Annotated in this window: 19 protein-coding genes; 13 read left to right on the forward strand and 6 right to left on the reverse strand. The window is 43.6% G+C overall.

Features of this window, described 5'->3' with window-relative positions:
* Positions 1 to 41: 41 nt before the first annotated feature.
* The 5 genes from NST85_RS12415 (at position 42) to NST85_RS12435 (ending at position 6,522) form a co-directional block, all read left to right on the forward strand.
* Positions 42 to 1,091: a YkvI family membrane protein gene (locus NST85_RS12415; protein WP_127194894.1), complete on the forward strand. Its 1,050-nt coding sequence runs from the start codon at positions 42 to 44 to the stop codon at positions 1,089 to 1,091.
* A gap of 360 nt (positions 1,092 to 1,451) precedes the next feature.
* Positions 1,452 to 2,459: a 2-oxoacid:acceptor oxidoreductase family protein gene (locus NST85_RS12420; protein WP_127194893.1), complete on the forward strand. Its 1,008-nt coding sequence runs from the start codon at positions 1,452 to 1,454 to the stop codon at positions 2,457 to 2,459.
* Between the two features lie 20 nt (positions 2,460 to 2,479).
* Positions 2,480 to 4,786 (forward strand): thiamine pyrophosphate-dependent enzyme, encoded by a 2,307-nt coding sequence (locus NST85_RS12425; RefSeq protein ID WP_127194892.1) that lies wholly within the window; start codon positions 2,480 to 2,482, stop codon positions 4,784 to 4,786.
* A gap of 38 nt (positions 4,787 to 4,824) precedes the next feature.
* The gene (locus NST85_RS12430) at positions 4,825 to 5,826 is read left to right on the forward strand and encodes an acrylyl-CoA reductase family protein (RefSeq protein ID WP_127194891.1); all 1,002 of its coding nucleotides are present in this window, start codon (positions 4,825 to 4,827) and stop codon (positions 5,824 to 5,826) included.
* A gap of 177 nt (positions 5,827 to 6,003) precedes the next feature.
* A complete protein-coding gene (locus NST85_RS12435) occupies positions 6,004 to 6,522 on the forward strand; it encodes a hypothetical protein (RefSeq protein WP_341189435.1) in 519 nt (172 codons plus the stop codon).
* A gap of 90 nt (positions 6,523 to 6,612) precedes the next feature.
* Here NST85_RS12435 and NST85_RS12440 read toward each other — a convergent pair whose 3' ends face one another.
* A complete protein-coding gene (locus tag NST85_RS12440) occupies positions 6,613 to 7,125 on the reverse strand; it encodes a MogA/MoaB family molybdenum cofactor biosynthesis protein (protein WP_341189436.1) in 513 nt (170 codons plus the stop codon).
* Between the two features lie 153 nt (positions 7,126 to 7,278).
* On the opposite strand from NST85_RS12440, the gene NST85_RS12445 reads away from it, so the two are divergent.
* The 4 genes from NST85_RS12445 (at position 7,279) to NST85_RS12460 (ending at position 10,261) form a co-directional block, all read left to right on the forward strand.
* Positions 7,279 to 8,343, forward strand: coding sequence for a CobW family GTP-binding protein (locus tag NST85_RS12445; RefSeq protein ID WP_341189437.1), 1,065 nt, complete (start codon positions 7,279 to 7,281; stop codon positions 8,341 to 8,343).
* Positions 8,344 to 8,448: 105 nt separating this feature from the next.
* Positions 8,449 to 8,781: a four-helix bundle copper-binding protein gene (locus tag NST85_RS12450; protein WP_341191102.1), complete on the forward strand. Its 333-nt coding sequence runs from the start codon at positions 8,449 to 8,451 to the stop codon at positions 8,779 to 8,781.
* 82 nt (positions 8,782 to 8,863) lie between these two features.
* A complete protein-coding gene (locus tag NST85_RS12455; RefSeq protein ID WP_127194886.1) occupies positions 8,864 to 9,313 on the forward strand; it encodes a hypothetical protein in 450 nt (149 codons plus the stop codon).
* A gap of 60 nt (positions 9,314 to 9,373) precedes the next feature.
* Positions 9,374 to 10,261 (forward strand): S-layer homology domain-containing protein, encoded by an 888-nt coding sequence (locus NST85_RS12460; RefSeq protein WP_246054436.1) that lies wholly within the window; start codon positions 9,374 to 9,376, stop codon positions 10,259 to 10,261.
* Positions 10,262 to 10,380: 119 nt separating this feature from the next.
* Here NST85_RS12460 and NST85_RS12465 read toward each other — a convergent pair whose 3' ends face one another.
* Together NST85_RS12465 and NST85_RS12470 are read right to left on the reverse strand one after the other, a co-directional pair.
* A complete protein-coding gene (locus tag NST85_RS12465; RefSeq protein WP_127194885.1) occupies positions 10,381 to 12,429 on the reverse strand; it encodes an ABC transporter ATP-binding protein in 2,049 nt (682 codons plus the stop codon).
* Between the two features lies 1 nt (position 12,430).
* Entirely contained in the window at positions 12,431 to 14,188 is a 1,758-nt protein-coding gene (locus NST85_RS12470) for an ABC transporter ATP-binding protein (RefSeq protein ID WP_127194884.1), read from the reverse strand.
* A gap of 471 nt (positions 14,189 to 14,659) precedes the next feature.
* On the opposite strand from NST85_RS12470, the gene NST85_RS12475 reads away from it, so the two are divergent.
* A complete protein-coding gene (locus tag NST85_RS12475; RefSeq protein WP_127194883.1) occupies positions 14,660 to 14,953 on the forward strand; it encodes a HesB/YadR/YfhF family protein in 294 nt (97 codons plus the stop codon).
* Between the two features lie 74 nt (positions 14,954 to 15,027).
* Here the strand turns inward: NST85_RS12475 and NST85_RS12480 are convergent, their stop codons facing one another.
* A complete protein-coding gene (locus tag NST85_RS12480) occupies positions 15,028 to 15,534 on the reverse strand; it encodes an ADP-heptose synthase (protein ID WP_127194882.1) in 507 nt (168 codons plus the stop codon).
* 164 nt (positions 15,535 to 15,698) lie between these two features.
* On the opposite strand from NST85_RS12480, the gene NST85_RS12485 reads away from it, so the two are divergent.
* Entirely contained in the window at positions 15,699 to 17,447 is a 1,749-nt protein-coding gene (locus tag NST85_RS12485) for an ABC transporter ATP-binding protein (protein ID WP_127194881.1), read from the forward strand.
* Positions 17,448 to 17,525: 78 nt separating this feature from the next.
* Here NST85_RS12485 and NST85_RS12490 read toward each other — a convergent pair whose 3' ends face one another.
* Positions 17,526 to 17,978, reverse strand: a complete 453-nt coding sequence (locus NST85_RS12490) for a DUF441 domain-containing protein (RefSeq protein ID WP_127194880.1) — start codon at positions 17,976 to 17,978, stop codon at positions 17,526 to 17,528.
* A gap of 39 nt (positions 17,979 to 18,017) precedes the next feature.
* Complete coding sequence (locus NST85_RS12495; RefSeq protein ID WP_127194879.1) at positions 18,018 to 19,007, reverse strand: YpdA family putative bacillithiol disulfide reductase; 990 nt, start codon at positions 19,005 to 19,007, stop codon at positions 18,018 to 18,020.
* Between the two features lie 224 nt (positions 19,008 to 19,231).
* On the opposite strand from NST85_RS12495, the gene NST85_RS12500 reads away from it, so the two are divergent.
* Positions 19,232 to 19,702 carry a DUF3939 domain-containing protein gene (locus NST85_RS12500; RefSeq protein WP_307399643.1) on the forward strand — a complete coding sequence of 157 codons (471 nt, stop codon included), beginning with the start codon at positions 19,232 to 19,234 and terminating at the stop codon, positions 19,700 to 19,702.
* A 459-nt stretch (positions 19,703 to 20,161) separates the two neighbouring features.
* Positions 20,162 to 21,259, forward strand: coding sequence for a ribosome small subunit-dependent GTPase A (rsgA, locus tag NST85_RS12505; protein WP_341189438.1), 1,098 nt, complete (start codon positions 20,162 to 20,164; stop codon positions 21,257 to 21,259).
* Positions 21,260 to 21,266: the final 7 nt, after the last annotated feature.

Below are 21,266 nucleotides of genomic sequence, written 5' to 3' on the forward strand. Positions count from 1 at the left end.
ACTAGTGTATCATCTAATCTTTTATATGCGGTGGGGGATATATGAGCAAAAAAACAAGGTTGATATTGCAAATTGCCGCAACTTATATAGGGACGGTAGTTGGTGCTGGTTTTGCCTCTGGACAATCGATCATGCAGTTTTTCACTATATACGGAGCAATCGGTGGAGTAGGTATATTTATAGCTACGTTACTATTTATGTGGATTGGTACTAAAATGATGATTCTGTCGCATCGAATCAAAGCTAATTCATATCAGGAACTAAACAATTATTTGTTTGGTAGTTTTTTTGGAAAAGTTGCTAATGTACTGACGTTTATAATCTTATTTGGTGTAACATCGGTCATGATATCAGGGGCAGGTTCCATCTTTGAGGAACAGTTGGGATTACCTTATCAACTTGGCATTATCATCAGTATTCTACTTTGCTTTCTTGTCATGACTAAAGAGATGAACGGTATATTAATTGTGAATTCGTTGGTCGTACCCATGATGCTCATTTTCTTAATTATCATTGCCACAAAGGTAGTTGGGTTTGAAAATATCTTGCATACAACGGATTTGCAAAGAGGGCATTTGCAAGATTTTAAATGGTTGATTAGTCCATTTGCTTACGCTGCTTTAAACTTTGCTTTTATCCAAGCGGTTATGGTCCCACTCGGTAATGAAGTTAAGGATGAAAATGTGTTAAAGTGGGGCGGGATTTGGGGTGGCATTGGACTTGGCTTTATGTTATTGATCAGTCATTTTGCGATAAATTCTAGGATGCCGGAAATTGTACAGTTTGATATCCCCATGGCTGAGATCATTCGTAGTTTCGGAATGCCGATGCATATTTTGTTCTTAATCGTGATATACGGAGAAATTTTCACAACACTGGTAGGTAACGTTTTTGGAATAACTCGTCAGATCCAGAGCTTATATACTTTCCCGAAATTAGGGGTAGCTCTATTCATTCTATTGTCTTGCTTCTTAATCAGCCAAGTGGGGTTCAGCTCACTTCTCTACTACCTTTACCCTATCTTTGGTTACTTGGGTATGATTCTACTATTTTTCTTAGTTATTAAAAAATATCCGAAAAAAATCATCTAAATAAAAGCTATGATACTGCTGTGTGAAACTGTTCCTTTTAAGGGATGGTTTTTCGTATTTTAATTATTTCTCGGGAAAGCGCAGGAAATGATATGTTCAGCGATTTTCCTGCGTTAATTCGACAAAGTGTGGATTTGATGACAACCAAGTTGAATATGTCAAAATGAGTTTGTCCTTATGACAATTGTTACATTCATCACACTAAATCTATGATAAATTGAAAAATTAATCGGGGTATATTTTACTGTGACATTTTACTCAAAAATAGGCTTCGAGATCCGGTTATTTTTCCAGTTATATGCTTTAATTTCCTTGAATTAGATCGTGAGAACTCATATTTGCAAAGAGGGGGGTCAAGAAGTGGTACTTCTACCTAAATTAAATGAGCTTGGTTTTTTTGAAATCCGCTTGGAGTCAATCGGGGGATTAGGTGCCAATTTGGCGGGTAAAATGCTCGCTGAGGCAGGTGTAGAGGGCGCAGGATTAAACGGTGTAAGCTTCTCCTCATATGGTTCAGAGAAGAAAGGTTCACCTGTTAAAGCACATATCCGTTTCTGTGATTTGGACACGCCAATCCGTGATACCTCACCAGTTGAACGTCCACATGTCGTTTGTATCTTTCAAGAAGCACTCGCGAAGACCGTAAACGTAATTAGTGGTATTTATGAGGACAGTACGGTTCTGGTGAACTCTCGCAAAACTCCAGAAGAATTGAAAGAAAAAATGAAGCTCATCGGCGGAACTATTGCCGTTATAGATGCAACGGGCATTGCGCTTGAACTAAATAACCGCGTCAATATGGCGATGTTAGGAGCTATGTTCCGTTTATGTCCATTTCTTGATCCAGAGACCATGAAGGATGTCATTACTAAATCGCTGGAGAAGAAATATCCACAGACAGTTGCCCCAGCTTTAGCTACATTTGAACGAGGATATAATGAGGTAGTATTCCATACCTTTGAATTGCCTGAGGGTGCTAGTATGCCAGAATTTGTTCGTACAGACACTCCGGTGCTTGGTTATGAAACTCAACATATGGGAGGAATCATTTCGAATCCTGGTAATAGTATTCTGAAGGATCTTAGCATTTCCCGTTCGGGAATGATGCCTCACTTTAAAGAAGAAACCTGCATACACTGCGCGCAGTGCGATACCGTATGTCCAGATAATTGCTTCGTATGGGAAGAGAGACTTGATAAAAAGGGCAGACCACAAATGTTCTTAAATGGGATTGACTATCAATATTGTAAAGGTTGCCTGAAATGCATACATGCTTGTCCGACGGACGCATTGTCCGGCGAACGTGAGGAAGACGGCTATGCGGATGATCATCGTGTTCCGCACCTCTTCGATTTGGCTGTTCACTAATATAGAGAGGCGGAACCGATATGGCAATTAATATGGAAAAAGAACGTGGCGTAGCCAAAGTTGAACAACGTGTCGTATATGAGTCCGGTAATGAGATGGCAGCTTATGCTGCTCATCAGATTAACTATCATATTATGGGGTATTTTCCTATCTCGCCTTCAACGGAAGTGGCTCAATATTTAGATTTGATGAAGGCTGACGGGCAGCATGATATCAAGCTGGTTCCATCTGACGGAGAACATAGCTCTGCTGGTATTTGTTTTGGTGCCTCAACAGGCGGCGGACGGGTATTTAACGCAACGAGTGCAAATGGGTATATGTATATGTTGGAGCAGATGCCTGTACAGTCAGGAACACGTTTTCCGATGGTTATGAACTTAGTTTGTCGCTCCGTATCGGGACCACTTAACATTCACGGAGATCATTCCGATCTGTACTACGCTCTCAATACGGGGTGGCCGATTCTGATGTGTCGTGATCCGCAAGCCGTATATGATATGAACATTATGGCGATAAAATTGGCTGAAGATCCAGAAGTACGTTTGCCGGTGCTTGTGGCGTCAGATGGTTATTTCACATCCCATCAGAAACGTCGTGTCCACACCTTTGCTAATCGCGAAGATGTGCAAAAGTTTGTTGGAGAACAACCCCCAGCAGGATTCGCACATACATTAGATCGCAACAACCCCATTACGGTGGGTCCTTATATGAACGAACCGGATTATATCAACAACTGTTACCAACAATCCCAAGCAATGTACAATGCTGAGGCTGTTTTTGAGAGAATCGCTGGAGAATATGCTGTATTAACTGGTCGGGAATACAAAATGCTGGATGAGTACCGGATGGAGGATGCGGAAGTTGCCGTATTCTTAATGAACTCGGCTTCGGAGATTATTAAGGATGTTGTAGACGAGCTGCGTCTGAAAGGGATTAAGGCAGGTTCCATCGCACCTAATATGATTCGTCCATTCCCACAACGCCAAATTGCTGAGGCCTTGAAAAATGTGAAGGCGATAACCGTAGGAGATCGGGCTGATTCTTATGGTGCCTATGGCGGTAACATGGTGAATGAAATTAAAGCCGCGCTGTTTACATATGGCAATCAGACAACACAAGTTGTTAGCCGTATTTACGGTCTTGGCGGCAAGGAGTTTTACGCAGAGGATGGTCATCATTTGTTCTCGCTGGCGATTGAAGCGGCAGAGCAGAATAAAGTGAGCGTTCCGTTTGATTATTATGGACACACACCTGGAGATAAAGAGAAGACACAAAAGAGAGTGTTAAACCCACTTAAATTTGAGGATTTGAAAACTGGACTCATTACGGTGACTCGCAATGAGGAAACAGGGAAGCTTGGTGTGCGTATTCCACCACTTCGTGCTCTGACTAAGAAACCGAAACGGATTGCACCAGGTCATGGAGCTTGTCCGGGATGTGGCATTTTCTCAGGACTAGAGCTGTTCTTCAAAGGAATTGAAGGTGACATCGTCGCATTGTTCCATACAGGCTGTGCGATGGTTGTAACGACAGGCTATCCTTACTCCTCCCATAAGGCAACTTATATTCATAACTTGTTCCAGAACGGTGCTGCAACGTTATCCGGTGTTGTAGAGATGTTCTGGGAGCGTAAACGTAGAGGCGAACTCGATGATCTTGGTCTACAGGATGACTTTACGTTCGTAATGGTTACAGGCGATGGCGGGATGGATATCGGTATGGGACCAGCGATTGGAGCAGCCCTTCGTAACCATCGTATGATCATCGTAGAGTATGATAACGAAGGATACATGAACACAGGCGCGCAAATGTCTTACTCAACGCCGATCGGACATCGTACTTCCACATCGAACATTGGCTCAGTACAAAAGGGTAAAGCGTCTCATCATAAGGATACAGCGCAAATTATGGCAGCGACCAACATTCCGTATGTATTTACGGGTAGTGAATCGCATCCACAGGATTTAGTGAAGAAAGCGGCTAAGGCGCAGTGGTACGCTCAGAATGAAGGACTCGTCTATGGTAAAATATTAATAGCTTGTCCGCTCAACTGGATCAGCCCGGATGATAAGGGTACGGATATTATTGATGCGGCTGTTCACTCCTGCTTCTTCCCACTGTATGAAGTGGAACATGGCCAAACAACAATTACATTCAATCCAGAAGACAAGGACAAACGGATTCCGCTGGTTGATTGGCTGAAGACTATGGGTAAAACTCGCCATTTAACCAAACCAGAAAATGCGGAAGCACTAGCTTCGTTTGAGCGCGAAGTACAAAGACGTTGGCAAGTACTATTAGCCAAGAATGAAAATCCTTATTTGTAAAAAAGGCATTGTTGTCATAAAAGAAGGAGGCGGACATCATAGAGGAGTTATTCCGAGCATTTCGCGTCCATCAGGATGACTTGGGGTTCCGGGCAGGTATCGATCAGATCAGCTTAACAGATCTACCAGAAGGCGAAGTGACAGTGAGAGTACATTACTCTAGTGTGAACTATAAAGATGGACTCGCAAGCACGGAGGAAGGGAAGATTGTAAAATCATTTCCCTTCATTCCAGGAATAGATTTGGCGGGAGAAGTAGTAGATTCTCGGGATGATCGATTCCAATCTGGAGATCTTGTTCTTTGCACCGGATACGGACTGGGTGTTACACATGAGGGCGGATACGCTGAAGTAGCGCGAGTTCCTGCCGACTGGCTAGTCTCCTTGCCTGAAGGACTAACCCCGCTTGAAGCGATGGCGATAGGTACTGCTGGATTTACAGCGGCTTTATCGGTTGAGCGCTTGCTTGCGAACGGCTTAACGCCTGAAAGTGGCCCCGTACTTGTTACGGGAGCGACTGGTGGTGTAGGAAGCATGGCTGTAGCGATATTGGGCAAGCTTGGATACGAAGTGACAGCGGCTACTGGTAAGAGTGATATGCAGGACAAATTACTCGGACTTGGTGCTCAAAACGTCATCTCAAGAGAAGATATCTCCCAAGGTAGTAGAGGCGTACTAGGTAAAGAGTTATGGGCTGCTGTTATTGATCCGGTTGGTGGCGCAACCACTGGAGAACTGCTTAAATCAGTTAAATACGGTGGATCCATCGCTTTGTCAGGTCTTACTGGTGGTGGGAAGTTCGATACGTCGGTATTTCCGTTTATTTTGCGGGGTGTAAATTTACTTGGAATCGACTCTGTATTCTGTCCGGCACCGTTACGGTTGAAGCTTTGGCAACAGCTTGCTGGTGATTGGAAACCAGTTACAGCTTTAGAAGATGCCGTTACGGTATACGAATTGGATGGACTTCCGGTAGCTTTATCCACCATTCTGGGAGGTAAAGCCGTTGGCCGTCAGGTTATTTCACTAATTAGTAAATAAACTAGTCGCACGAGGTCAATGTCAAGACATTCTCCACATAATATTGTGGGGGATGTCTTTTTTGCTGCATACATGGATTTATGAAGCATACATATTGGTATAAAATGGGGGACGTATAGGCAACCTATCCACAGAGAGAATGGAGTTCAACCTTACAAAAAAGGAAGGATTTTACCTATGAAGTGGTGGACGGTTAGCCTGTATACCGTGATTGCATTATCGATGACTGCGGCGTGTAGTGACGGGATGCAAAGAACGGCAAAAGAAGAAGTGGACAGATACAATATGAAAAGCTACCAAGATGGAAATAAAAATCAGCGGATCAATGGCACTACACGAAATACTACGTTTCTTCAATCGTTAAAAAACGAATGTGTACAGCGTGGAATCCGTTTGTCCCACGAAACTTATGCTGAAGGGTTAGATGGCAATATCAGTTACAGCTATTTCATCAATGGAGATGCGCGTCATTTCGTTATCGTGCATATATATCCAAGTGAGAGCGACCGGGTTCGTGAGATTACGGAAATATACGGTTCTGAGGATGGGAAAGACGAAGTAGATTCTTCTGAAACTGCTGTTATTTCAGCCAGGGATAACACCGCTCTAGTCTATGCCTCTAGTGGTCAGACGAAAAGTCAGTACCGTGATGATATGGAATTAGTATTTGAGAATTTGCTAGATAACTTAGAATAATAAGAACTAAGATTATAGGCGAAAAATCGCTCCTTTTAATGATGGTTGGTGGTACTTCCAATTTATCAAAAAAGGGGCGATTTCTTTGTGTTATTTCTTATAAATTTCACGCATGACATGCCGTAATTCAGGAAGAACGATCCGTTCCATAGCAAGCTTAACAGCCCCTTGAGAACCCGGCATGGAGAATACGGCCATATTGTTGATGGTACCAGCTATCGCTCTGCTTAGAATGGCTGCAGAACCGATGTCTTCGGTAAAGCTGAGATAACGGAATATTTCGCCAAATCCGGGTATTTCCTTACTGAGCAGGCTACGCACGGCCTCATAAGTCGTATCCCTCGGTGCAATTCCAGTACCACCGGTAAGTAGAACGGCCTCCACACGGGGATCGGGAGCAGCTTCTCGCAATAGTTGGCGTATCCCGTCATAATCGTCCTTGACGATTTGATATTTTACAACTGTATAACCGTTCTCCTCAAGTAGGGTACGCATCAATTGACCACTCGTATCCGTTTCCGTTGTTCGGGTGTCTGATACCGTAACAATCATACAGGAGACGTTGTCCGGCGCTTGACTACGGTGCTCATCTACTGATTTCATCCATGTTCTCTCCTTTTCCGGACAGGTTTGAGTCCATTATATATATTACCACATGTAACGTCATAATCAGATTTTGGACAAGAGGTTGCATCTAGCGGCGGCTTGGTGTAAACTCGCTTTCATACAATGGGTATTGGAAGCGAGGATTTGAATATGGAAAGAGTTACACCAGTATATATTTTATCCGGATTTTTAGGGAGCGGTAAAACGACGCTGTTACAGCGTTTATTGTCTTATTGGAAAGATAACGGGCTACGTCCTGCTGTGATAATGAATGAGCTTGGAGACATCAATTTGGATGGTCTGTTGGTGACTGAGGAAGTCCCCATGGCGGAAATGTTAGATGGATGCATCTGTTGTACGGTGCGAGGTGATTTAGGACTTCAAATGTCGGAGTTAGTTACACAGGAACAACCTGATTTGGTCATCATTGAAGCGACAGGTGCAGCTAATCCGATGGAGATATTTGATGCGGTTACAGAGGTTTCCCTGTATTTGAAGCTGGAGATTAAACCGATGATTACAGTCGTTGATTCTGCGTATTTGGCGGAGTTATATGAGTCCCAGAAGGGGAAAACTTACCGCTTAATGCTTGATCAGATCCGCTGCGGTTCTGTGTTGATTCTGAATAAGGTGGATCGAATCAGCGAGGAGAAGCGAGAGGAAATCAGGGAATTGCTTATCAAACTGAATCCTTACGCTGAAATCGTTGATGCGGTGAAATGTGATGTAGATCTTGGAGTACTTTTGCGAGACAAATTAAAACAGCATTCTAATGGTGGGGTTAGTTCAGTTAAGGAAGAGTACAATCTTGAGGATGATCATGAAAAATGTGATGAGAATTGCAAACATGAGCATGGTGAAGGCCATGAGCACCACGAACATGATAAGGATCTTCATAACCACCCGCATACTCATGTATCGCATAATCATGTTACGGTGTATAGTCATTATTTTAATGGACCGGTGGATAGTGTAGAGTTTGAGCGGTTTATTGCTGAGTTACCACGGGAAGTATACAGGGGTAAAGGCGTGCTAAGTTTCTCGGATACGGCTAGTCGCTTCCTGTTCCAATACGCCTACCGTGAAGCTGATTATCTTAAAATTACACCGCAAGGAGACGTCCCTGATGTTGCTGTATTTATTGGGGAACATTTCGATCAAACCTTGCTGGCACAGCGATTGAGCGATCTGGAGAATAAGCAAAGTAAAGCATAACTATGGATTAGAAGTACCTAGTGGAGTTTCAACGTGGACCATTCATGGTAAGTACATAAGAGCGTGTTAGAAAGAAAATCAATATTCGGGAGGATACTAACTATGATGAATGAAAAGAATCGCGAATATATCGAAGCTTGTCTCAAATGTATGAATGCATGTAATTATTGCTATGTGTCCAGTTTGAAAGAATACGATCTTGGTATGCTAAAAGAATGCATTCGGCTTAACCGAGAATGTGCCGACATATGTACCTTTACTGCGGAAGCCTTGTCACGGGATACGGCGTTTGGAGATGAAATTCGCGAATTATGTGCTAAAATATGTGATGCTTGCGCTGAAGAATGTGGGAAACATGAGCATGAACATTGCAAGAAGTGTGCTGAGGTATGTCGTCGTTGTGCTGTTATTCTCCGGGACCAGAGAGCAGCAGCCTAGAATCTGTACTTAGATATTTAGGTGCTGGTTAGATATACGTATGAATGGAAGGATGAGTCAGAGGTGGAGGTCGGCGAGGTTAATGAGTGATGAAGTAGTGAAAGATTTGAACGATAACCAACAGTCCAGGGAGTTGTTCATGTACTTTGGTCTGGCGGTTTATTATTCACAAGCTTTGGAGCAACAACTCGCCAATTTGATCATGCTGATGAAGTTGTCTCAAGGAGAAATGGTTTCGGAACAGCAGTTTACGGAGCAATTTCAGCGGAAACTAAGCAGTTCACTCGGGCAGCTTGTGAATGAGATTGGCCATCATTTCTCTTTTTCAGACGAGGAGACAGCACAGCTTAAAGCTTTATGGAAGCAACGGAATTATATTGTACATGATTATTTCAAAAAAAGAATCCATGATACGTTCAACGTAGATGGTAGGATGATCATGATAACGGAGTTACAGGAGTTTAGTTCCCAGGCCCAGAAGCTTGAGGAGAGGTTGCAGAGTTATACCAAGGAGTTATATGACAATATATAAATGGAATAATATGCAACTTAATGGAAGCCTACTGCGTCAGTAGGGCAGAGGTGATATCCAATGACAATGAATAAAATGAAAATGACAGCCGCTATATTGTTAGCAGGATCTTTATTGATGGGCACATCGGCTTCAGCATTTAAGGATGTAAAGGGCCACGATGCTAAGATTACCGAATCGTTGCAGGAGCGGGGAGTAATTCAAGGGAATTCACAAGATAAGTTCGTTCCTCAAGGCAAGCTTACTGGTGCGCAGAGCGTTCAAATGATTGTAAAGGCTTTGGGACTAAAAGCTAAGGAAGAGTCTTACACCAAGCGTTCTGGCCCGAATAACTGGTACAAAACTTCACTACAAATCGCCGAGGATAATGGAATTAAGCTACCCAAAAATTTTGATCCAAAAGCAGAGTTGTCTAGAGAGGCATTTGCATATCTACTGATGCAGGCTGTCGATTCAACTACACCCTCTGGATATGCGACCGTTACGATGCTAGTCATACTTAATGATTCAGACCAAGTAAATAAGGTATATGCGAATAGCATCCAAATGATCCTGCTCTCGAAAATTGCGACTTTGGATGACAAAGGTAAATTTTATCCTAAGCAATCTGTCACTCGGATTGAGGCAGCCAGAATGGTCTATAATGCAGCTGAATTTGTAGAGGAGCTTAAGAAGTCAGAAGTGAATAACCAAGAGGAAGTTTATCTAAGTGTGGAGAAAGTGAACGATAAGATCAATAAAGTTGTTCTAACCCGTCTAAATCAACCGAATCCTGGTTACGGAATCGCTGTATCCAAGATTGAATTTACGGAACAGGGCAAAGCGATCGTTTACTACAAATTATTGTCGCCGAAACCTAATTACGGCTATATTCAAGTGATTAGTGATACGAAGACTGAGACATATGTATCAAGTGAATATACGGTAGAAATCGCGCCACAAAAATAAAGGCTGAGCTGGATGAAAGAGAAGATATAAAGATAAAGGCTATCCTAAGTGTGAAGTAATTTCACGATAGGATAGCCTCTTTGTTATCTTGCATTAGCTTAAGTTTGTTAAATAGTAGTCTACACTGTAGCGGGATTTCCGGCAGATACCAGGACCTCAGAGGAACCGAGCTGCAGACGGTACATTTGATAGTAGCGACCGCCATGCGCGAGCAGTTCTTCGTGTGTACCTTGCTCCACGATTTGACCCCGATGCAGCACGAGAATCTGGTCAGCGCTACGGATTGTCGATAAGCGGTGAGCGATGATAAATGTTGTCCGTCCACGTTTCAGAACTTCCAGTGCAGATTGGATCAGTGCCTCAGTCTCCGTATCAATGTTAGCTGTGGCTTCATCGAGAATGAGGATGGCCGGGTCAAAGGCTAGTGCCCGTGCAAACGAGATGAGTTGTCGTTCCCCAGCTGAGAGCGTACTCCCTTTCTCAACAACGGGTTCATCTAGTCCTTTCGGAAGGTGAGATAGGATCCGGGTAGCCCCGACATCTTCCAACGCCTTCTCTATTGTAGCCCGTGAGATTTTATCATCACCAAGACTGACATTTGAGGCAATTGTTCCGGTGAACAAATAAGGGTCTTGCAGTACAATTCCCATATGCTCACGAATCCACTGTTTAGGTAGGTCCCGTACATTCTGACCGTCGATCGTGATCGTCCCTTTCTGCGGATCGTAAAAACGGAACAATAAGTTGATGATGGAACTCTTACCTGATCCCGTATGACCAACGAGTGCTACCGTCTGACCTTGCTTAGCTTTAAAGGTAATATTCTTTAACACGTAGTCTTGTTTATAGGCAAACGATACGTCTTTAAATTCCACGTTTCCTTTGTAACGAGGCATGGAGCCATCGGTAACATCCTCACCTGGTTCGTCCATGAGGGCGAATACTCGGCCAGCGGATACCATGGAGGAATCCAGCGCAGCAAGTTGATTCACCATACCTGTCATTGGTTGGAACAGTCGTCCGAGCACGTCAACGAAAGCGTAGAGTACCCCAAGTGAGATGATTCCTGTTCCATTCAATTGTGCTGAGCCAAAGTACCACAGAACAACTGCGAATGAAAAACTGCGGATTACGTTGACGAGATTATGTGAAGTAAATGAGTTCAGGTTAAGCATTTTATTCTGATGTTTCATGTAGTCATTGTTCAAGTTCTCGAATTCTTCTTTGGTTTGTGGTTCTCTCCGGAAAATTCGGATGATCGACATTCCTTGAATGGATTCGTTGATAATTGCATTGATCTCACTTAAGCGCGAACGAATGATGGTGTTGTACTTCGTAGCGAATTTCCGGTAAAGAACAACCCAGATCCAAATGATCGGCACAATGAAGAGACAGATGAGCCCAAGTCTTACATCAAGTAAGAACAGAGCGATATATACACCAATCATATTAATGATGCCGGAGAAGAAGTTTGAAAGCACAGCAATGAACAAGTCTTTGACTGCTTCCGTATCATTTGTTACCCGGGATACGACTTTTCCTGCGGGTAAATTGTCAAAGAAATGAACGGGCAGACGTTGGATATGTGCATATACATCCATGCGTAGCTTCTGAATGACTTTATTTGCTGATGATTGTAGCCAATACGTTTTACCAAATTCCATTAGGATTGAGATGGCAAGAAAACAAAGGTACCAGCCGACCAACGTAAATATTCCAGGTATCTCAGGTTTGTAGAACGAGAATAGCTCGGTAGCACTCAGTTTTTGAGCTGGATAATCAGTTATAACTCCTTTTTTATCCAAGGTCATTATACCGTCTGCATAGCTGCGCTTGCCCGTTATATCTGATACTGCACTGTCAATGAACACAAAGGAAGATCCTACCTGAAGGATTCGAACCTCATTACCTTTGGCTTCCCCGTCAGCTAAGCGGTCGCCTCGTTTGAAGTAGCGATTGTCGAAGGAAACCGTCTGCTCTCCCTGAATGGAGGTCTCATTGAATGGTTGTTCGATCGCTAGCATATGGTCGTCGATCATGGAGCGAGCGATAAACGGTCCCGCTAGTTCAGCGGCAACACCGATAGCTAGCATAACGAGTGCTAAAATGAATGTATTTTTCGCCGTCATGGCGTATTTGAATAGTGATTTACCTGTATTACTGTGCATCTTAGGACACCTCCCCGTCACTTAGGCCAGATTCTACCTGTTGACGTTCGTATTGTTCACGGTACCAACCACCGAGTTCCAGTAGTGTTTCATGAGTACCTTGTTCGATCATCTTGCCTTTCTCCAGCACGACGATCCAGTCTGCATGTTCCACACCAGATAGTCTGTGTGTAGAGATTAGCGTAGTTTTGCCGGAACGCTGATTGCGAATGTTGTCAATGATTCGCGCTTCAGTCCGCGCATCCACAGCGGATAAGGCATCATCTAGGATTAAGATATCTGGATCGGCGATGAACGCCCTAGCAAGAGCAACGCGTTGTTTCTGTCCACCAGAAAGGGCCACGCCTTTTTCACCTACTAGTGTATCAAGGCCATCCGATAATGTACCTAAATCCTGATCAAAGGCAGCTGTCTTGATCGCTTCCATAATGATGTCATCAGGAGCGTCTTTCAAACCGAATTGGATATTCTGCCGGACTGTCTTGGAGAACAGAATTTGTTCTTGTGGAACATAACCAATCCAGCTGTAGAGCTGATTCAGAGAAATGTCTTGAATGAGCACGTCTGAAATCGTAAGCTTACCTGTTCCGGCAGGGTATTCATTTAATAGTTGCTTCAATAGTGTTGATTTACCGCTTCCCGTTTTACCGACGATACCGAGTGTTTGACCACGTTTGACTGTTAGGTTAATTTTCTCTAGGTTGTTAATCGATGAAGTAGGGTAGCGGAAGGTGAGGTCTTTGAATTCAATAGCTTCAGGACTTTCGACATGAATGGGATTAGCCGGATCTTTCACGTCAGGAGGAACGTTAAGTGTCTCATTAACACGATCAAGTGAGGCGCCACCGCGCTGCATAATGTTGATTAATTCTCCAATAGCAAACATGGGCCAGATCATCATACCGAGAAACATGTTAAACGTTACGAGATTGCCAAGGGTCAGTTCATTATGAAATACGAGATATATGCCGTATGTAAGTCCGATAGCGTAGCTAAGTCCTACGAATAGACGAATAGTAGGTTCAAAGTAGGCATCGACCTTAGCCACCGCAAGATTCTTCTTATATACATCATTAGTGATATCAGCAAATTTTTGCTCATCATGGCGCTCTTGAACATAGGCACGAATGACGCGAATACCGGCTACGGATTCAAGTACCTGATCATTCATATCTCCAAAAGCATCCTGAGCGAGTGTGTAACGCTCGTGAATGATCTTTCCGTAAATCTTCATTGCTAATGCGATGAAGGGGAGGGGAATAATCGCAGCGAGTGTTAGCTTCCAACTGATCATCGTTCCCATTGCGATCAAGATCACCGATAAATAGGAGGTGGAATCGGTTAACGTTAGCATTCCGAAACCAACAGTTGTAGAAACCGAACGCAAATCGTTGGTCGCGCGGGCCATTAGATCACCTGTGCGGCTTCGCTCGAAGAATGGTGGTGTCATTCCAAGTAGATGATTCATGAATCGTGTACGAAGTAAACGTTCTACAAGATTGGATCCGCCAAATATTTCGCGCATCCAAACATACGTCGTAAAGTAGATAAAGATAAGGACGCCAATGATTAGTAAGATATAATTCGTAAGGGATGCCCAAGTCACGGAGCCTGTTACGATTTCATCAATGGCATTTCCTAACAACTTGGGTGGTGCCAATTCTGCGATACCACAAACGATTAATAAGATTAAACCAATAAAATAACGCTTTTTCTCTCTCTGAAAAAACCATCCTAAATTTTTAAGAACTGAAAACATTGAGGGTTTTCCTCCTTCTCCAAATTGCTCTAATTGTGAATAGTAATGAACCTCTACAGGTGCCGGAAATCGCAAAAAAGACATATCGTCCGTAAACGATATGCCTTAAAGACAATACATATATCGCACGTTACTTGATAATCAAGCAACCTATGCGAATGATATCGCCGATTCCCACAAAAAATGGCGGGACGCGTCAGCGTTAAATTCCATCCAAGCCTGCAGGGGTTGCTTCAGTATTTAATTGTTGTTGTAGTGCCGCATATGGAAATGCGGAATTAAAATGATTAAACACATTGCTCACCCTTTCTTAATGAATTTGGTAATTCATTGAAATTTTCTAGTACGTTTTCGATCTTAACACCAGATTTGTGAATGTGTCAATTTATTTTTTTGGAGAAAACAGGATGTTAGTGTTTGGCTTTCCTAGCGGATTGGTCTAAAATATAAGCAGATAGGAGGGAGAACAATATGATCAACGTTTCTCATGAGGCAGCAGAATGGTTCAAACACGAGCTTGGTTTACAGGAGGGACAATCGATCCGTTTCTTCGCCCGCTATAGTGCAGGGGGAGTTATACATCCGGGATTTTCACTCGGTATTGAAGTGGATGAACCGGTATCCATGGGGGTTTCCTCTGTTGTGGATGGCATTACGTTCTACATGGAAGATAAGGATTTATGGTATTTGGATGGTTATCGGCTGAACGTAGCTTTTGATGAGGCAGAAGGCGATATCGAGTATAAATATGAAACGGCAGATTAATTAGACCATGATCGGTCTGGATATGTAAAAAAGGCCCGATATCGGGCCTTCTCTTACTTACTTATAGTTTCGCATTATAAAATGACACTGTCATCCATAGCAAACTCAAAGTCCCCAATATCGAATACCTGTACAGGGACCTCGCATTCAATAATACGACGGATAAGTTCTAATTGATCCGTGAGTACAGGCGCGTTTTCACGTTGTGCTGTGAGCACGATCTCCGTTTCAATCGGATCCAGGAATTCACCGTATTGTTCGTTATCCACAGCATTAACGACAGTCCAGGATATATTATCCCCGAATAGAATCGATGGACTCTTGGACCAAGGTACATTTAAAGCCCGTTCTAGCTTTTTGCGATTAAGTGGCTCTTCCAAATAAGCGATTAATTCGCTTATTTTATTTTTGACGTGTAGTTCGTCAGCAGAATCACTCATAAGAGTTTCTGGGCTGTTATGAAATTCGTATAACTCCATGATGGTGGTATAAGGCACAATATATTCTACAGGTGCAGATGGCACCATGAGTTCACCGTAAATCGCCACCATCACGGCTTCTATAACAAATCGACGTGACATGGTTATCCTCCCAAAGCTATAGTTGCTCATTGATCGTTATGGAGTATATCATATCAAACTGACAATTACAGCATGGGGTCGGGGAATAACGATGGGGAAGTTTATTTTGTTACGTTTAGTCACAGGTTGACTGAGTAATATAACACGAGGGATGTGCACAAGTTTTGAAACAATGGAAGTCCTATTTAGTTTTTGTCAAACCTTATACGAAGTGGATTATTTTAACCTTAATCATCGGTATTCTGAAATTTGGTATTCCGGCATTACTCCCGCTTGTCCAGAAATATGTAGTTGACGATATCTTATTAAATACAACGATGGGTATGGATCAGAAGATATCCAATTTAGGGATCGTTCTAGGCATAACACTCTTTCTGTTTGTGATTGTGCGGGGACCTGTAGAATATGCCAGACAATATTTTGCCCAATTAATTACCGCAAAAATATTGTCGGACCTACGTAATAAACTGTACAGTCATCTTCAACGTTTGTCACTTCGCTATTATCAGAATACAAAAGTGGGGGAGATTATCTCCCGATTCATAAACGATGCAGAACAGACGAAGAATATCGTCGAAGTCGGATTGATGAATGTTTGGCTAGATGCTTTTACTTTGGTATTCGTACTTGGCTTTATGTTTTATTTGGATCCTACGCTGACATTCGTATCGATTGCAATTTTCCCACTGTATGCGATTGCTGTTCAAATATTATATAAACGTCTGAAAAAACTAACGAAGGATCGTTCTGCAGCTTTAGCTGGCATTCAGGCTTATTTGCATGAACGGATTCAGGGGATTTCAGTTATTCGCAGCTTTGCCCTTGAGCGGCATGATCAGAGCAAGTTCGAAGGGATCAACGGCAAATACTTAAGTAAGGCGATGGCACACAGTCGCTGGAATGCCTGGACATTCGCGATTATTAATACACTGACTGATATCGCTCCTCTGATGGTGATCGGTTATGGGGGGTATGAGGTTATTCAAGGTAATCTGACACTTGGGACATTTATCGCCTTCTTCGGTTATCTTGATCGTCTCTATGCTCCGTTGAAGCGGCTGATTAACTCATCGACAATTCTAACGCAAGCCTCCGCTTCTTGGGAACGTGTGCAGGAACTCTTGGAAGAGCCTTATGATATGGTAGATGCGAATGACGCCGCTATACTTGAGCATGGTAGTTATGGGGTTGCTTTTCGAAATGTCTGGTTTAAATATCAGGATCAAGGGAATTGGGTACTCAAAAATATTACGTTTCAGGCAAATCCAGGTCAAACGGTGGCTTTTGTTGGGATGAGTGGTGGCGGAAAATCATCGCTAGTCGGCTTGATTCCAAGATTTTATGATGTGCAGAAAGGCTCCATCTTGATCGCAGGCAAGGAATCCAGCCATTGGACAATGGAGAGTTTGCGTAGTCAGATTGGTATGGTACTTCAAGATAACTTTTTGTTTAGTGGCAGTGTTCGGGATAATATTTTATTAGGTAATCCAGGAAGTGATGATGAGGCCGTCTATGCTGCAGCTCGGGCTGCCAACGCTCATGATTTCATATTGGAACTACCACAAGGTTATGATACGGAAGTGGGAGAACGGGGTGTGAAACTGTCTGGTGGGCAAAAACAACGGGTTGCTATCGCACGGGTCTTCCTAAAGAATCCGCCTATACTGATTTTGGACGAGGCAACATCGGCTCTTGATTTGGAGTCGGAAAGCCTAATTCAACAATCCCTTCGGGATCTCTCTAAGAGTCGCACCACCCTTATTGTTGCACATCGGTTATCTACCATCACTCATGCCGATCTCATCGTTGTGATGAAGAACGGTTCTGTTGTAGAACGCGGGACGCATGAAGAGCTAATGGGAAAACAAGGTGTCTATGCACAGCTCTATAACATCCAAAATTTAAATCCATAGGTTTTCAAGAGCAAGAAGGGGCTACCCCCAAAGGTCCGTATCATCGACCTTTGGAGATAACCCCTTTTTCATTATTTGCTAAACCTTGCCGATGAGCAGAGAAAGAATACCGGCTGCGATCAGTGGACCTACAGGGACCCCTTTGAAGAAAGCAACACCAAGAACTGTTCCAATGAGCAGTCCCGCAACCATCGTTGGCTGATTGCCCATTAACGTCGCCCCGCGCCCGCCTAACCAAGCAACGAGAATTCCGATGCCAATGGCTAATAGGGATTTCCAGTGAAAGAAGGAAGTCAGCAGAGTCTGGGGAGAAATTTTGCCGCTAGCAACCGGAGCCATCACTCCAATGGTGAGGATAACAATCCCGATGGTAAGGCCATATTTCTCAAGCCAAGGGAACAAATGCTGCAGATGGAGTACTCTAAGCAGGAGCAATACGATCATGGCTACCGTAATTGGCATATTGTTGCTGAAGATACCAAGTCCGGCCATGAGTAGTAGCAACAAGGAAGTAATGTCGACTTGATTCATGTGTGTTAAATTCTCCTTTTCCAGACGATAGGTGAAACGTTATTGGTCCTTAAGGGAAGTGAGGATATGCTCTGCAATAAATTTACCGTGTTCACGGCCTGTTTCAATAAAAACTTCGTTGGCATTACGGCCTGAGGCGATAACTCCTGCGACATAAAGACCTGGCACGTTACTCTCCATTGTGTCTGGATTAAAAACAGGCTTCTCCATGTCTCCAGACATTTCGACGCCAGCTTGAACCAGTAGCTTACGGTCTGGACGGAAACCGGTTAATGCGAGTACGAAATCGTTAGGAAGTCGCTCAGTTGTTCTATACTCTAGAGATTCTATGAGTACATGAGCAGGCTCTATTTCGATAACTCTTGAAGATAGTTGGAGCTGAATTTTACCCTTGTTCACCATACTTTCAAAGACGGGTTTGACCCAAGGTTTAATGGATTCCGATAGTTGTTCACCACGATATACAACCGTGACTTCTGCACCTACACGAACCATTTCCAGAGCGGCATCTACTGCAGAATTGCTTCCTCCGATGACCGCCACTTTCATTCCTGTATAAGGATGGGCTTCACGGAAATAATGGGACACCTTGCTCATATCTTCCCCAGGAATACCAAGAAGATTAGGATGATCGAAGTATCCTGTTGAAATGACAACATAACGGGTCTTATATTCCCAGGTCTCTCCATCTCTAGTGATGGAGGAAACGATAAACGTGCCATCAGCTTGGCGCTCAATGTTGGTTGCCTCTTCATAGGCAGCAACTCCGAGCGAGTAGAAATTACTGACACCACGGTAATAAGCGAGCGCTTCATGACGGAATGGCTTATCGTTTGATGTAGTAAAGGGGATATCGCCGATGGAGAGCGTTTCTGCTGTACTGAAGAACTGCATATGGGTCGGATATGAATAAATGGAATGAACTAGACAGTTTTTCTCTAATACGAGAACATGAAGTCCGCGGCGCTGACATTCTATGGCAGCGGATAGTCCACACGGACCCGCTCCGATGATGATAACATCTTGCAATGTGAGTCCTCCTAAATAATAAATTTGATCTAATTTACTGAAACAATATCATCCTACAGCAAATGCCAGAGAATATCCAGCCGTTCACATCTAGCGCAGATTGAGAGAGAAGATATGGCAAACCTATGACAATTTGCAAATGTAGAGTTCAAACCGCAATAGGTTGGATATAATAGTATTGTAAGCGCTTCCTAGTTAAAACATGAGTAAGGGAGGAACTAGTCATGCTAGCATGGTTCAAAAATAACCGTAAGCATAGCAAAGTAAGTTCACCGTCCGTCGTTCAGGTTACATTGGAAGAGATGAAGCAAGCGGTATTACGATATGAAGCAGACATGCCGGAAGGCATTAATCGGATATCACTCATGTTATCAGATGGCAGTCTAGATACATCTCGTCTGACCCGATATTTGGGTGGAATCAGTACTAGAAAGTTCTACTTGTCGCGTGAAACCTATGAGATCTTCGAGGAAGAAGATCGGCAGATTCCATATTATCTTGATTTGGTTCAGGTTGCCGTGGATGACTATATGGATGATAAGGGTAAGCTGCCTATAATTGCGGATTCACCCCAACATCAGGTCGACTTTTCATTGCTTCTCCGTGAACATTATATTAAAGTGGCACCCCCGTTTCCCCTTTATGTGACGGAACAGGAGCTTATGCTAACACATCGATCCAAAATGATTATTTAAGATTATCTTAGTTAATGATTGACAAATCTTATTGCTGTCTAATATGATGTTAACAAATATTTGAAAGGAGGCTGGGTAATATGAGTGGAATAAAATTGACTTTGAATTTGAACCTATTTGTATGCACGGTCTCCTTATCGGCGAAAGATTGTCGTTAGTTCTTGTAAGTTGCGGAACGAACGTATTGATCGATCAATTTACATGATGCCGCAGGGACCGTTATTGTCCTGCGGCTTTTTCATGCCTTCAGCGCTGGTGCGCGCCTGAGGGTGGAAATCGGACCAGAAAATAAAGACATGTGGAACCTTGCTTTGGAGGAGGGGTGTCTTTGTTAGTCCGGTAATGGGAAAGCGTAGGGCGGATGCTCTGCGCTTTTTGTTGTACTCTTTTGTCGATGAGGAGAGAAAAGGAAGTAAAAATTAAGTTAAGTTATGGAACGATCTTAAGGAGGAAATTGAGTTGAATTTAGAAACTTTAGTAACGATAGGTTGGAATAGCAAGCGGGAGACCGCTTTTAAGCAATTAGGATTGGAAGATGTGTGCCCAGCTAGAATAGTGGCGGATCACGGACAGAAATATCGGATCATAACAGAGCGCGGAGAAGGTTGGGCCGAAATGTCGGGGCGCCTGTTACATGAGCTTGAAGAACATAGTGCTTATCCTGCTGTCGGAGATTGGGTAGCGATTCGGTTACTTACTAGTGATAGTCAGGATGGCGTTATTCATGGAGTACTACCGAGAAGCAGTCAAATATCCAGGAGAGCGGCTGGGAGTATCCCGGTTGAGCAAATTGTTGCAGCTAATGTAGATCTCTTGTTCATAGTGGTCGCACTAAATTTGGATTTCAATCTTCGCAGGTTGGAGCGATATTTGATCATGGCCTGGAATAGCGGGGCGTTACCGGTTATTCTGCTCAGTAAGGCTGATCTGTGCGATGATCCGCAGCGGTATATCTCGGAAGTAGAGGAAGTGTCACCAGGTGTGCAGGTGCTAGCAATTAGTGCGATGGAGGACTGGGGAGCAGAGGAGCTTCACCATCTATTAAAGCCCGGGGTAACAGTTGCTCTAACCGGATCTTCAGGTTCAGGTAAATCAACCATTGTGAACTGGATGTCGGGGCAAGAGATGCAGCGAACCCAGGATATTCGTGAGAGCGATAGTCGTGGTCGGCATACGACGACTCATCGGGAGATGTTCATTTTGCCGCAAGGTGCTGTGATGATCGATACGCCAGGTATGCGTGAGCTTCAACTGTGGGACGACGAAGGTGGTTTGGCGGAGGCCTTCAGTGATATTTCTGAGCTTGCCCAGGGATGTCGGTTTGGAGATTGTCGCCATGAACGTGAATTAGGTTGCGCGGTTAGAGCAGCTTTGGAAGAAGGGTTGTTAGATCCTAAGCGGATGGATAATTACCGGAGAACACAGCGTGAACTGAAGTTTCAGACCGCTAAGGAACGAAGAAGAGGGAAGCCGAATAAGACACCTTCTGATAAAAAGGACGCTCCTCGGGGTAAGGGTGAACAGCGCAGACGGTTTGAAGTGGTGGAATGGGAGTGATAAACAC

The organism is Paenibacillus sp. FSL K6-2524, assembly GCF_038005525.1.
GTDB classification, from domain to species: Bacteria; Bacillota; Bacilli; order Paenibacillales; family Paenibacillaceae; genus Fontibacillus; species Fontibacillus anaericanus.